This is a genomic window from Burkholderia sp. Bp8994 (assembly GCF_003853805.1).
Lineage (GTDB): Bacteria > Pseudomonadota > Gammaproteobacteria > Burkholderiales > Burkholderiaceae > Burkholderia.
Map to the genome: position 1 here is coordinate 362,942 of NZ_QTQH01000001.1, position 13,813 is coordinate 376,754.

The window sequence follows — 13,813 nt, forward strand, 5'->3', positions numbered from 1 at the left end:
CGGCTGAGGCCCGGCGATCGTCATCGAGCATGACGCTTCGTGCCGGACCGAGCATTCCCGAAACGGTCAGATCGCGGGCTGCGCCTGGGCCTGCATCCGTGCCTGTCCGCGTTCGAGCAGTGATGCAACGGGCGTTTCAATCGGCGGCAATGCCGTTTCGACCAACTTTTCCGCCTCGAGGTGCCCGACGCCCAGTGCGCGCAGAATTGCTGCGACCACGGGCTCCGGAACGACGTTTTGCGGGCCTTCGTTGGTGATTCTGAGGATCGTCGCGAGTGCGGTTCCGGCGATCACGTCGAGTGCGGTTCCGACGCCGACATCGCTGAAACGTCCCAGCGCCAGCCCCTGTTCGATGTGGGGTGGCAGGAACACGTAAATCAGGCTGCTCGGCCCCGCCGAATGCAAGCCGGCCGCGCAAATGAAGCGCGCCAGCAGCGGATACGCGCGCGCGGCGTGCAGGAACATGCGCACACCGCACGCGATGCGCAGCGCCGGATCCCGATAGCCGTGGACTTCCGTTTCGATCAGGCGCAGCAACTCGTCGTTCAGCTCCTGCGTCACTGCCGCGAGCAGATCCTCGTTGGTGCGGAAGTACTTGTAGAACGTGCCCTGCGATACGTCCGCGGCCGCAATGACGTCCTGGATGACGCTTGCGCCGACGCCTTTTTCCGCGAACACCAGCATCGCACTTTCGATCAGCCGGGCACGCATGCGCTCGCGACGCTCTGCCGCGACACGGGTCCGATGGTCAACGGTCGTTTCATTCATGGCGGAATTATAAGGCGACGCAGCAGGCGCTCCGAGATGCTAGGTGAAAACGAGAATATTGTCATGATGACAACTATCTCATTATTAACGCCAAGCAAGTTCGATCAACCGTCTGGAGCGACCACGCCGTGAATGCCCCGTCCATGACTCACGCAATGATTCAACGTACCGTTCGGGTCGGTGCGCGGACCATTTCCTTTACCGAAGCAGGCGAGGGTCCGGTGGTGCTCATGCTCCACGGCGGCGGCCCCGGCGCTTCCGGCATGTCCAATTACGCCCGCAATGTCGGCGCGCTCGCATGCGTCCACCGGGTCGTCGTGCCCGACATGCCGGGCTACGGCAAATCGACGAAGGGGCTGGATCGCGGCGATCCGTTCGGCGACCTGGCGGCGAGCATGCTCGGCATGCTCGATGCGCTGCGCATCGAGCGCGCGCACGTCCTCGGCAACTCGCTCGGCGGGGCATGTGCGTTGCGCATGGCGATCGAGCGTCCGGCCGCGGTGGGGCGCCTCGTGCTGATGGGGCCCGGCGGCGTGGACACGACGCGCGCATTGCCCACGCCCGGCCTCAAACGTCTGCTGAACTATTACAAGGGCGAAGGCCCGACACTGCAAAAGCTCGCGGCGTTCATCCGGGGCGACCTCGTCTACGACGGCAGCCTGGTATCCGATGCGACGCTCCAGGAGCGCTTTCAGTCCAGCATCGATCCGGAGGTCGTCGCCAGCCCGCCGTTGCTCGGGCCCAAAGGCATTCCGAATTTCAGGAATCTCGATTTCACGCGCGATCCGCGCCTGGCCGCCGTACAGAATCCGACGCTCGTGCTGTGGGGAACGGAGGACAAGGTCAATCGACCAAGCGGCGCACGCTCGCTGCAGCGGCGCATGCCGAACTGCGACGTGCACCTGTTCAGCAAGACCGGCCACTGGGTGCAGTGGGAGCGCGCCGACGAATTCAACGCGATGGTCGTGGCGTTTCTGGCCGAGGACCGCGTTGACGCGCGCGTCGTCCGCCGCGTCTGATCCGGAGCGCGTCGCCATGCCTACCATCGCCAGTTCGCCGGCCGCGCCCGACAGCTTGTTCGGTCGCGTGCATCTCGGCTATTTGCTGATCCAGTCCGTCCGCCTGGACGCATGGAGCACATTCGTTACCGAGGGGCTCGGGCTGCATGCGGATCGTCCGCTACGCACGGTGCTCGCGTGTCGGATCGATGCGCACCAGCGCCGATTGATTATCCACGAGGGGCAAGCGGAAGACGTCACCGCGATCGGCTGGCAACTGGCCGATGACGCGGCGTTGCAGCTCGTGCTCGCGCGGCTGTCCGCGCTCGGCATCGATGTCCGGCAGGGCAGCGCGAATGAAGCCGCGCTGCGAGGCGTGCAGCGATTCTGGTACTTCACCGGACCGAAGCGGCTGCGCACCGAGCTGTTCACCGATGCGGTGCTGAGCGATTCGCCATTGCAGATGAAGGCGAGCGGATTCGTGACCGGCGCATCCGGCCTGGGGCACGTCGCGATCACCACGCGTCGGCCGGAAGCGATGCAGGCGTTCTGGAAGAAGGTGTTCGACGCACGCTTGTCGGACGAGATCGAGGACAAGATCGACGGCCTGAATCTCGACTTCGCGTTTCTTCGACTGAACGAGCGCCACCATTCGCTTGCAACCGCGTCGACGCGCGGCATCCGTATGAATCCGCTGCGCACGCAGATCCACCACCTGAATCTTCAGTGCGTATCGCTGGACGACGTGACTCAGGCCTACTTGCGATGCCGGTCGATGGGATACCCGATCGCCAATGCGATCGGCCAGCATCCGAACGACCGCGAGCTGTCGTTCTACGTTCGGACACCGTCGGGCTTCGAGATTGAACTGGGCTGGAACCCGATCGTGGTGGACGAGCGCGCGTGGCGCACGACGACCTACCAGGGGATCAGCCTGTGGGGCCATCGCCCGGAGAACCTGACTTTGCGCGGCCGGCTGGGCCGTGCCCGGCGCGCGTTCGCATCGCTGCTGCATCCGGAATTCATCATCCAGGGAGACCAAACATGAACGCAGTGCATCAGGACGATGCGTGCGACGTCGCGATCGTGGGGCTCGGACCGACCGGCCTCGTGCTTGCGCACCTGCTCGGCCAGGCTGGCCATCGCGTCGTGGTGCTCGAGCGCGAGCCGGTGTTTTACGGCAATGCCCGCGCTGTTTATACCGACGACGAATGCATGCGGATCTTCCAGCATCTGGCGGTAGCCGACGAATTGCAGGCACGGATGATGATGGAAACGCCGGTGCAGCTCGTGCGCCCCGACGGCACGCCGATCACGCAATACATGCCGCGCAAGCGGCCGCTCGGCTGGCCGATCATCAATTTCTTCTACCAGCCGTATCTCGAAACGACGCTGTCGGACACGCTGTCGCGCTATCCGAACGTCACGATCCGGCGCGGGCGCGAAGTCGTCGATTTCTCGCAGGACGCCGACGGCGTCGGCATCGTGCACCAGGCCACGCGTGAAGCGCGCTTCAGCGATGCGACGGATGCGCGCACGAGCATGAACAACGATCCCGACGTGCAGTCGTTGCGGGCGCGGTACATGGTCGGCGCGGACGGCGGGCGCAGCATCGTTCGCACGCGGCTCGGCATCGACATGGCCGGCAAGAGCTTTCCCGAGCCGTGGCTCGTCGTGGACATCGAGCGCAAGCCGGGTACCGACGCGCTGCGTCACCTGCCGTACTTCAATTTCGTCGTCGACCCGAAGCTGCCGGTCGTGAGCTGCGTTCAGCCCGACAAGTTCCACCGCTTCGAATTCATGCTGATGCCCGGTGAAACGAAAGAGAACATGGAACGGCCGGAGACGGTGCGCGCGTACCTGTCCCGGTTCGTCGATCCGGACCAGTTCGTCGTCAAGCGCAAGCTCGTCTATACGTTCAACGCGCTGATCGCGGCCAAATGGCGGGTCGGCCGCGTGCTGCTCGCGGGCGACGCGGCACACATGACGCCGCAGTTCATGGGGCAGGGGGCCAGTTCCGGCGTGCGCGATGCGTACAACCTCGGATGGAAGCTCGACCTCGTGCTGCGCGGCGCCGCCGGCGACGCACTGCTGGACACCTATCAGTCAGAGCGCCACGCGCACGCCAAGGCGATGATCGACGTGTCCGTGCTGCTCAAGAACGTCGTGTCCGTGCGCAATCCGCTGGGCACGCTCGTGCGCGACACCTCGCTCGCGGTCATCCGGATGATCCCTCCGCTCAAGCGCTGGTTCCAGGAGGGGGGCTTCAAGCCGGCGCCGGTCTATAAAAAGAACGCGTACGTCGGCTTGCCGCGGCGGCGCCGCAACGGCCCGGAGGGCGCGCTCGCCCCGCAACCCGACGTGCGCCGGTTCGACGGCGCGAGGCAACGGATGGACGACGTGCTCGGGCGCGGGTTTTCGCTCGTCGGCCTGAACGTCGATCCCGCACGGTATCTGGACGATGCGTCCGCCGAAGCGCTGCAGGCATTGTCGGTGCGGTACGTCACGCTCTATCCGTACGGCGGCCGCCCTCAAGGGCTCGAGGGCGTCGAACGCGACAACCGCCACGGCGGCACGACCGAGGTCGAGGACATCGACGGCAACATGATCGCGTGGTTCGCGAAGGCCGGGTTTCGCGACAAGGCCGTGGCGATCCTGCGGCCGGACCGGTTCGTATTCGCCGTCGTGCCCGTGACCGAACTCGATCGCACCGTGGCGCGCCTGCGCGACCAGCTCGGTGTGCCGAATACCCTCAGCGGCACCCGTGCAGCCACGCCGGCCGAGGCATCGTCGCTCGCCAGGGCCGCCTGAATTCCGACTCTCTCGTTCCATCAATCATGTCTCCATTGCCCGATCACTCCCGTATTCACGCCGCCGCCGACGCGTTGCGCAATGCGCGCACGACGCGCATCCCGATCGAACCGATTGCCGAGCGGTTCGGCATTGCCGGGGTCGCTGCCGCGTATGCGGTGGCCGAAACGAACACGGCGGCGCGGATCGCCGCCGGCGCGCGCATCGTCGGCAGGAAAATCGGCTTGACGTCGCGCGCGGTGCAGCGGCAACTCGGTGTCGATCAGCCCGACTTCGGCGTGCTGTTCGACGACATGGCGCATCTCGACGGCGACGATGTGCCGATGAATCGTCTGCTGCAACCGAAGATCGAGGCCGAGATCGCATTCGTCGTCGGGCGCGATCTCGACGACGACGCGCCGAGCTATGGCCGCGTACTGTCATCGCTGGCCTATGCGCTGCCGGCGCTCGAGATCGTCGACAGCGCAATCGCCGACTGGCGGATCACGCTCGAGGACACCGTCGCCGACAATGCGTCGTGCGGCGCATACGTGCTCGGTCATCAGCCGGTGGCACTCGGCCGGCTTTCGCTCGGCGAACTGGGAATGACGATGACGAAACAGGATGCAGTGGTATCGACGGGCGTCGGCGCCGCCTGTCTCGGCCATCCGTTGCGCGCGGTTTACTGGCTCGCCTGCACGATCGCGCGTCACGGACAGAGGCTGCGCGAGGGCGACGTGATCCTGTCCGGAGCGCTCGGCCCGATGGTGGCGGTGGCGAGCGGGGACGTCATTCGCGCGCAGATCGGCGCGCTCGGCAGCGTGCATTGCCGCCTGGGCGAAGGAGCGTCGCGATGAGCAGGAAACTCAAGGTCGGTATCGTCGGCAGCGGCAACATCGGCACGGATCTGATGATCAAGATCCTGCGGCACGGCGAACACGTCGAGATGGGCGCGATGGTCGGCATCGACGCGGCGTCGGACGGGCTGCGGCGTGCGGCCCGGATGGGTGTCGCCACGACGCACGAAGGCGTCGAAGGGCTTGCGCGGATGCCGGGCTTCGGCGACATCGACATCGTGTTCGACGCGACGTCGGCGTCGGCCCACGCGCACAACGATGCGTTCCTGCGTGCGCTCAAGCCCGGCCTCCGCATGGTCGACCTGACGCCGGCGGCGATCGGCCCGTACTGCGTACCGGTGGTGAACGGCGAGCGCCATCTGGATGCGCCCAACGTCAACATGGTGACGTGCGGAGGACAGGCGACGATCCCGATGATCGCGGCGGTGTCGCAGGTCGCCAACGTTCGCTACGGCGAGATCGTCGCATCGATCTCGAGCAGGAGCGCAGGGCCGGGTACCCGCGCCAATATCGACGAATTCACCGAAACGACGGCGCGCGCGATCGAAACGGTCGGTGGCGCCGCGAGAGGCAAGGCCATCATCGTACTCAATCCGGCCGAGCCGCCGCTCATGATGCGCGATACGGTGTACGCCCTCAGCGATTTCGCCGACGAAGCACGCATAGAAGCCTCCGTCGCGCGAATGGTGGAAGCGGTGCAGTCGTACGTGCCGGGCTATCGCCTGAAACAGCGCGTGCAGTTCGATCGCATCGAATCCGATCGGCCGATCCGCATTCCGGGCGTCGGCGAACGCATGTCGGGCCTCAAGACTTCGATCTTCCTCGAAGTCGAGGGGGCCGCCCACTACCTGCCTGCCTACGCCGGCAACCTCGACATCATGACGAGCGCAGCCATGGCGATGGCCGAACGGGTCGCCGCCCGCATGCTGCGCGACGCAACGTGAGTTTCCCGACCATGGACAAGAAGATTTACATCTCCGACGTGACATTGCGCGACGGCAGCCACGCGATTCGCCACCAGTACAGCATCGCGCAGGCGCGGCAAATCGCCATGGCGCTCGACGCTGCGCGGGTCGATTCGATCGAGGTCGCGCATGGCGACGGCCTGCAGGGCGGCAGCTTCAACTACGGTTTCGGCGCACATACGGATGTCGAATGGATCGAAGCGGTCGCCGGTGCCGTCACCCACGCGAAGGTCGCCACGCTCCTGCTGCCCGGTATCGGCACCGTGCACGATCTGCGCGCCGCGTACGACGCGGGCGCGCGCATCGTGCGGGTCGCCACGCATTGCACGGAAGCCGACATTTCCCGCCAACACATCGAATCCGCGCGTGAGCTCGGCATGGAGGCCGTGGGCTTCCTGATGATGAGTCACATGCACACGCCCGTCGGGCTCGCCGAGCAGGCGAAGCAGATGGAAAGCTATGGCGCGACGTGCTGCTACGTCGTGGATTCCGGCGGCGCGATGAACATGAACGACGTGCGCGATCGCGTCCGCGCGTTCAAGGACGTGCTGAAACCGGAAACGGAGGTGGGCATTCACGCGCATCACAACCTGAGTCTCGGTGTGGCGAACTCGATCGTCGCCGTCGAGGAGGGCTGCGATCGCGTCGACGCGAGCCTGGCGGGGATGGGGGCCGGGGCGGGGAACGCGCCGCTCGAGGTATTCATCGCGGCGGCCGAGCGCCTTGGTTGGCGTCACGGTACGGATCTGTACCGGCTGATGGATGCGGCGGACGAAATCGTTCGGCCGCTGCAGGATCGCCCGGTGCGCGTCGACCGCGAAACGCTCGCGCTCGGTTATGCCGGGGTGTACTCCAGCTTCCTGCGCCATGCCGAACTGGCCGCCCGAAAGTATGGCCTCGGCACGGTCGATATCCTCGTCGAGCTGGGGCGACGCGGCATGGTGGGTGGGCAGGAAGACATGATCGTCGATGTTGCGCTGGATCTGTCGAACGCACGGGCCGCATCCGGGCATGCGACCTAGCGACCGACTCGTTTTGCGCGAAGACGCGCCTGAATAATATTTTGTCATCCATATCAATGTTTCGCGCCGGAGCAGATCGTGCACCGAATCGACGTCCATCATCATTTCGTTCCGCCGGCCTATCGCGACGCAATGTCCAGGCATGGCATACAGAAGGTCGCCGGCGCGGCGTTGCCGGAATGGCATGCGCAAGCGTCGCTCGACGTGATGAACGTGAACGGGATTCAGGCGGCACTGCTGTCGATCTCGGCGCCGGGCGTGTATTTCGGCGACGTCGAAGAGGCACGCACGCTCGCTCGTCAATGTAACGAATATTCGGCGCAGCTCTGCGATGCGCATCCCGGCCGCTTCGGTTCGTTCGCGGTTCTGCCGATGCCGTTTACCGAACTGGCCTGCGCGGAAGCCGTTCATGCGCTCGACGTGCTGAAGGCGGACGGCGTCGTGCTGCTCGGCAGTACGGAAGGAAAGTTTCTCGGCGCGCCGGAATTCGACGAACTGATGGCCGAACTCGATCGCAGGCAGGCCGTCGTGTTCGTGCATCCGAACCTGCATCGGACAAGCGAGGCGCTCGGGCTGGGTGCGCCGGGATTCCTGATCGAATTCCTGTGCGACACGACGCGCGCGGCGGTCAATCTGCTGCTGACGGGGACGCTGGCGCGTTACCCGAACATTCGCTGGATTCTCGCGCATGCGGGCGGATTCCTGCCTTACGTCGCGTGGCGCGTGTCGCTGGCCAACCTGATGCCGGAATACCTTGCTGCGGTACCGGACGGCGTGCTCACGACCATTCGTCGATTCCACTTCGACACGGCATTGTCGCCAGCCGCGTATCCGCAGGCCGCATTGCGCGAACTGGTCGAGCCGACGCAGATCCTCTTCGGCAGCGATTTCCCGTTCGCGCCGGCACCGGTCACCGCCATGCAGCGCGACACGCTCGAACGATCACCCGTTTGGGATACCGACGCGCGCGCCGGCATCGAGCGCGGCAACGCATTGCGCCTGTTCCCGCGTTTTGCCGGCGGCGCGGAGCGTGTCGCCGGTACGCCCTCGCCCGAGGACGGCCCGCTGGCGTCGCTCAGGCGTGCGGCTGCCGGCGCGGGCGTCCGGTTGATCGACCGGCTCAGAGACCGCTGAATCCCGTTTCGTCCGGAACCCTGGACGCGCATGCCGGGCGGATGACCTCCGTCCGGCGGCGACGCATGCCGCCGTTCCCCGGCGGCGCCATCCTGCACATCACAACAATCGGAGACACCATGAAGCATACGAGCGCGGCAATTCTTCTGTCGATCGCGGCGATGTCGTGCGCCCGCGCACAATCGGCCGGTCAGTGGGTCATGAACGCCGGATGGCTGCACATGGCGCCGCAGGATTCGAGCGAGCCGCTGACGGTCAACGCGCTCGGGCGCTCGGGCACCGTACCGGGCAGCGGCGCGAGCGTGGCCGATACCGATACGTTCGCGCTGACGGCGACCTATTTCGTCACGGATCACGTCGCAGTCGAGACGATCCTGGGCATTCCGCCGAAATTGCATCTGAGCGGCACGGGCTCCCTGTCGTCGCTCGGCGAACTGGGGACGGCCCGCGCATGGAGCCCGGCGATTCTCGCGCAATATCATTTCGGCGAACCGTCGGCCCGCTTTCGGCCATACGTCGGTGCGGGTCTCACCTATGTATGGTTCAGGGACGTACAGCTGAGCAACAAGGTCGCGAGCGGCGCATTCCTGTATTCGCCGACGCTCGGCAATCGCCTGGAGGGCCCCACGTCGGTGGCGCTGAGCCATTCCTTTGCGCCGATCGTCAACGCCGGGCTCACGTACAACATCGATCCGCACTGGTCGGTCGGCGTGTCGGTCGCCTACGTGTGGCTGTCGACGAAAGCCGACCTGAGTACGCGATCCGCGGTCGGAACCGTGACCAGTTCGACGCGGATCAAGATCGATCCGATCACGACTTTCGTGTCGGTCGGGTATCGGTTCTGAACGGGATCAAGCGGCTGGCGCCCATTCGACAGCCAGCCTGTGTGGAAGGCCGGCGTCCGCCATTGTGCGGATACTCGTTCGGGACGGCCGGATTGATGGACCGGGCGGTCACCCGAACGGCGCGCATCACGGTGTCTTGCGTCGGCTCGTCGTAACGTGCGTATTACGCACCGGCACGCATCAGCGCAGCGCCGAGCACTGCCGCCCATTCGGCCGACGATGGTATGCGCTCCGACGCGTCTGCCGTATCGCTCGCCGCAGCCGGCGGCGCCGGCTCGGCGTGCAGCCGGTCGACGATCTGCCGGATCCCGGCATCGCGCAGCGCGTACAGGTGCACCTCGACCCACAGCGGGAAACATTCCCAGCCGGCGGCGATGTCCGCGGAGCCGGCGGTGCGGGAGCCACGGTGCTCATGCGCTGCCGGCCGCATTTTCGCCAGTAATTTCGGGCGGTCGCGACGCAGGATTTCGATCAACAGCTCGCGCTTGTGCCCGAAGTTCGCATAGAACGCGCCGCGCGTGTAACCCGCGCGCTCGACGATATGCTCGACGGTCGTATCGGCGAAGCCCTTCGCGATGAAGCATTCGCGAGCGGCGGCGACGAGCCGCTCGCGAGTGTCGAGCCGGCGTTGCATGCGGGTCAGGCGGGCGGGTTTCATCCTGTGCTGTCCGTGCGGTGGAAATGGCTGAAGCGGAGCAATATCGCGCCGCGGGAAATGTCGCGTCGTCACGGCGCCGATTCAATCGTCGAGCGCGTCCGGCGCGCCGCGATCGACAGCGGGGCGTGCGATCGGGCGCCCGGGTGCGCCCGCGCGGCAATCTGCCGGTGGCGCGGCGTGCGCAGCCGCCGCGCGAATGCCCGCGGCGATCCCGAGCGCGAGCGCATCGAGCGCGCGACGCTGCGCGTCGACGAGTGCTTCGTAGCCCGTCGACGCACCGGACCGCACGATGCTGCGGCACGTCAGTGCCGGCTGTCCGGACCCGGAACTCACACTCCACGTTGCATCGAGCAGCACGTGCGATGCCGGCCAGGATTCGATTCGCTGGACGTCCACCGCGACCCGGTAGACGGGCGCGCCGTCCGGGTGGGCGACGCGATGAACATCGATCGTGCCGAGCCGGGACGCGACGCGCGTCGACAGTCCGCCGCGCATCTCGTCGCCGAGCGGCGCGGCCCAGCGCTCCTGCTCCAGGATGTCGGTCCGATCGGGTCCGCGTTGCACGACGAGCCGGTTGCCGTCCGCAGGCGCCGCGACGTGCACGGCCTGGATGTCGATCAGCCAGGCGGGATGCGATGCGGTGGCCTCAACACCCGCATCGTCTGTCACCGCGAGGGTATGAAAATGCACCGGTGGCGACGCGCACGCGCTCAGCACCGCGAGTGCGACGCACGTCGCGATGCGCGCCGGCATACGGAGATGACCAAACGAACGCGCTTTCATTGGCGGTCCCCCTTCTTGCCGAACAGCAGCGATTCGGGATGACGTTCCAGATAGTCCGCAAGCGCATTCAACGACTGCAGCGTTTGCGTGAGCGACTGCATCGCCTCATGAACGTCCGACTGCATCGGCGAATTCTGCCCCAACGTCGACTCTGCCGCGCTGAACGTGCGTTGCGCGGCGGCCAGCGTGTCGCGCGCCTGCGGCACGACCTGCTCATCGAGGTGACCGAACAACTGGTTCGCATGCGCGAGCGCGCCGTTCAGATTGTTGCCGATCCGGTCGAACGGCACCTGATCGAGCTTGCGCGCGATGTCGGCGATCTGCACCTGCAGTTCGTCGAGCGTGTTGGGCACGGTCGGCAGTTCCACCGGCGTGCGGCGCGCGTCGACGCTCGCGTGCGGCGCCTTCGGGAACATGTCGAGCGCCACATAGAGCTGACCGGTCAGCAGGCTGCCGGTACGCAACTGCCCGCGCAGCCCCTGGAGCACCAGGTGCTGGAGCAGTTCGTGGCCGCCGGCCGTATCGGGCGCGGGCAGCGCCGTATCGCTGTGTCGGCTCAGTCGCGACGGATACAGCGCCATCGCGACCTTCATGCTGAAGTTGCGCGTGTGTTCGTTGTACTCGATCCCGATGTTCGTGACCTGACCGAGCACGATGCCCCGCAGATCGACCGGCGCGCCGACCGACAGCCCGCGCAGCGACTGGTCGAAGCGCATGACGACCATCAGCGGCGTGCCGTCGGGGTCGCGCATCGCGTCGGCTTCGTCGGGGGCGAGCCGGAACGGCGTGTTGTCGGCTGCCTGCGGCGCGTCCGCTTGTCCGGGCGGCGACTGAAACGCGAGACCGCCGACGATCACGGTCGCCAGCGACTGCGTGTTGAGTTTCAGGCCGCTCGAATCGAGCCGAAGATCCACGCCGCTCGCGTGCCACCAGCGCGTATTGACGCTGACGTACTTGTCGTAGGGCGCTTTCACGAACGCCTGAACGTCGACGCCCGTACCGTCCTTGTCGAGCGAGAATCCCACGACCTGACCGACCTGCACATGCCGGTAGAACACCGGCGAGCCGATGTCGACCGAGCCCAGCGAGTCGCCGTGCAGCAGAAAGCGTCGGCCCTGCTGGTCCGCGGTGACGGCGGGCGGCGTCTCGAGACCGGTGAAATCGGTCTGCTTCTGCGACGAGCGGCCGAGATCCGCGCCGATGAATGCGCCGGAGAGGAGCGTGCCGAGGCCGGAAATGCCGGTGGCACCGACGCGCGGTCGAACGACCCAGAAGCGCGTGTCGCGGTTCGCGAAGCGCGCGGCCTCGTGCGTCAGCTGAATGCCGACGACCACGCGCTTGAAGTCGGGCGTGAGCGTGATGGTCTGGACGGTGCCGATGTCGACGTCCTTGTAGCGGACCTTGGTCTTGCCGGCTTCGAGGCCCTCGGCGTTGGCGAACGTGACCGTGATCGTCGGACCGTTGGCGGTGACGGTCCGGATCACGAGCGACAGCCCGATCAGCGCGCACACGAGCGGCACGATCCAGACGAGAGACGGGATCCAGCGGCTGCGCGGCCGGATCTCGGGTGGCGAAAAATCGAAAGAAGACATCGTTTTGGAATTCGAAATAAAGCGGGCGCTTGCGCCGGTTCAAGGTTGGTGATGGGCGGCGGCGGGGCGGGGCGCGCCGTCCCAGATGAGCCGCGGATCGAACTGCATCGACGCGCACATGGTCAGCACGACCACGGCGCCGAACGCGAGCGCGCCGGGGCCGGGCGTAATGTCGGCGAACGAGCCGAAATGCACGAGCGCGATCGTGAGCGCCACGACGAATACGTCGAGCATCGACCAGCGGCCCACGCGCTCGACCAGCCGATGCAGCCGGGCTCGTTCGAGCGGCCGCCATCGCACGCCGCGATGGGCGGCGATCGCCTGGAATGCGAGGGCCGCAAGCTTGAGCATCGGCACGAGCACACTCGCGATGAACACGATGACGGCGAGTGCCCAGTCGCCGGACGTCCAGAAGTACGCGACACCGCCGAGGATCGTGTCGTCCTCGGCCCGGCCGAGCGAGGTCGCGTGCATGACGGGCAACAGGTTCGCCGGGATATAGAGCAACGCAGCGGCAGCGACGAGCGCGCCCGTGCGCGCGATGCTGTGCGGACGGCGCGCGTGCAGCGGCGATCCGCAGCGCGTGCAGCGCTCGCCGCATGTGTGAGCCGGCTGCACGCGCGCGCAGAGGTGACAGGCGATCCATCCCGCGGCGCGGGCCGTCATGCCCGCCGATCCGCTGCTTTCCGCGGCCCGGGGCGCCGCATGTCGCGTCGTGTCGGGGCGGGGCGGTTTCGCACGCTCGGCATCGCCTGGCCGCAGTGCGACGAGTTCGTCGTGCGCTTCCCACAGTCGGGCCGGTTCGATCGTCGACAGCACGCAGAGCATCACGGTAAGCCCGGCGAACGCGAATAGCGCGGGCCCGGCAAGCACGTGTGCGAGGCTCGTCAGTTTGACGATCGTGATGAGCACGCCGAGCATCAGCACCTCGACCATGCTCCACGGCCGCAATCGGTGAATGCCGCGCAGCACTTGCGCGAAGTGGCGCGGTACGCGGCCCGCGCGCAACGGCGCGAGCAGGTACAGCCACGCGGCGAGCTCCAGTATCGGAAACAGCATCGTCGTGCAGAACACGAGCGCGGCCACCAGCGGCTGACCGTTCGACCATAGCGCGCGAACCGCGTCACCGAGCGTCGCATGCGACGCGATGCCGGCCGCATCGAGCGCGACGATCGGAAAGGCCTGCGCGACGCAACACGTCACCAGCGCGGCGACCGTCAATGCGCACAGCCGGTCGAGCGAGCGGCGGCCGTGCGCCGTACCGCTCACGCGAGCGTGGCATCTCGGGCAGTGCGCCGTGAGCGCGCGCAGGCGCGGCGGACGCTGAATCAGCAGGTCGCATTCGTGGCAGGCGACCAGGTTGTCGGATTTCATCGGGAATCAACCATGCGGGTAATGAAG

The 13,813-nt window shown here is 66.5% G+C and carries 13 protein-coding genes; 8 read left to right on the forward strand and 5 right to left on the reverse strand.

The window, feature by feature from the left end:
* Nucleotides 1-66: 66 nt before the first annotated feature.
* Entirely contained in the window at nt 67-768 is a 702-nt protein-coding gene (locus DIE04_RS01610) for a TetR/AcrR family transcriptional regulator (protein WP_124519548.1), read from the reverse strand.
* A 155-nt stretch (nt 769-923) separates the two neighbouring features.
* Between DIE04_RS01610 and DIE04_RS01615 the strand changes: the two genes are divergently transcribed.
* The 8 genes from DIE04_RS01615 (at nt 924) to DIE04_RS01650 (ending at nt 9,379) form a co-directional block, all read left to right on the forward strand.
* A complete protein-coding gene (locus DIE04_RS01615; protein ID WP_124484816.1) occupies nt 924-1,787 on the forward strand; it encodes an alpha/beta fold hydrolase in 864 nt (287 codons plus the stop codon).
* On the forward strand, nt 1,759-2,814 hold the full coding sequence (locus tag DIE04_RS01620; RefSeq protein WP_260426894.1) for a VOC family protein: 1,056 nt from the start codon (nt 1,759-1,761) through the stop codon (nt 2,812-2,814). The genes DIE04_RS01615 and DIE04_RS01620 overlap by 29 nt, the downstream gene beginning before the upstream one ends.
* A complete protein-coding gene (locus tag DIE04_RS01625) occupies nt 2,811-4,577 on the forward strand; it encodes a bifunctional 3-(3-hydroxy-phenyl)propionate/3-hydroxycinnamic acid hydroxylase (protein WP_124519545.1) in 1,767 nt (588 codons plus the stop codon). The genes DIE04_RS01620 and DIE04_RS01625 overlap by 4 nt, the downstream gene beginning before the upstream one ends.
* 26 nt (nt 4,578-4,603) lie before the next feature.
* Nucleotides 4,604-5,413, forward strand: a complete 810-nt coding sequence (locus DIE04_RS01630) for a 2-keto-4-pentenoate hydratase (RefSeq protein WP_124519543.1) — start codon at nt 4,604-4,606, stop codon at nt 5,411-5,413.
* Nucleotides 5,410-6,357 carry an acetaldehyde dehydrogenase (acetylating) gene (locus DIE04_RS01635; protein ID WP_124519542.1) on the forward strand — a complete coding sequence of 316 codons (948 nt, stop codon included), beginning with the start codon at nt 5,410-5,412 and terminating at the stop codon, nt 6,355-6,357. Before DIE04_RS01630 ends, DIE04_RS01635 begins: the two co-directional genes overlap by 4 nt.
* Before the next feature lie 11 nt (nt 6,358-6,368).
* Complete coding sequence (gene dmpG, locus DIE04_RS01640; protein ID WP_124519448.1) at nt 6,369-7,400, forward strand: 4-hydroxy-2-oxovalerate aldolase; 1,032 nt, start codon at nt 6,369-6,371, stop codon at nt 7,398-7,400.
* Between the two features lie 78 nt (nt 7,401-7,478).
* The gene (locus tag DIE04_RS01645; RefSeq protein ID WP_124484812.1) at nt 7,479-8,534 is read left to right on the forward strand and encodes an amidohydrolase family protein; all 1,056 of its coding nucleotides are present in this window, start codon (nt 7,479-7,481) and stop codon (nt 8,532-8,534) included.
* 119 nt (nt 8,535-8,653) lie between these two features.
* Entirely contained in the window at nt 8,654-9,379 is a 726-nt protein-coding gene (locus DIE04_RS01650; RefSeq protein ID WP_124519540.1) for an OmpW family protein, read from the forward strand.
* A 163-nt stretch (nt 9,380-9,542) separates the two neighbouring features.
* Here DIE04_RS01650 and DIE04_RS01655 read toward each other — a convergent pair whose 3' ends face one another.
* From DIE04_RS01655 to DIE04_RS01670, 4 genes are all read right to left on the reverse strand, one after another.
* Nucleotides 9,543-10,037, reverse strand: a complete 495-nt coding sequence (locus tag DIE04_RS01655) for a TetR/AcrR family transcriptional regulator (RefSeq protein WP_124519538.1) — start codon at nt 10,035-10,037, stop codon at nt 9,543-9,545.
* An 81-nt stretch (nt 10,038-10,118) separates the two neighbouring features.
* Nucleotides 10,119-10,790: a membrane integrity-associated transporter subunit PqiC gene (locus tag DIE04_RS01660; protein WP_260426895.1), complete on the reverse strand. Its 672-nt coding sequence runs from the start codon at nt 10,788-10,790 to the stop codon at nt 10,119-10,121.
* A 26-nt stretch (nt 10,791-10,816) separates the two neighbouring features.
* Nucleotides 10,817-12,412: an intermembrane transport protein PqiB gene (locus DIE04_RS01665; protein ID WP_124519534.1), complete on the reverse strand. Its 1,596-nt coding sequence runs from the start codon at nt 12,410-12,412 to the stop codon at nt 10,817-10,819.
* Nucleotides 12,413-12,451: 39 nt separating this feature from the next.
* A complete protein-coding gene (locus DIE04_RS01670; protein ID WP_124519442.1) occupies nt 12,452-13,786 on the reverse strand; it encodes a paraquat-inducible protein A in 1,335 nt (444 codons plus the stop codon).
* Nucleotides 13,787-13,813 lie beyond the last annotated feature (27 nt).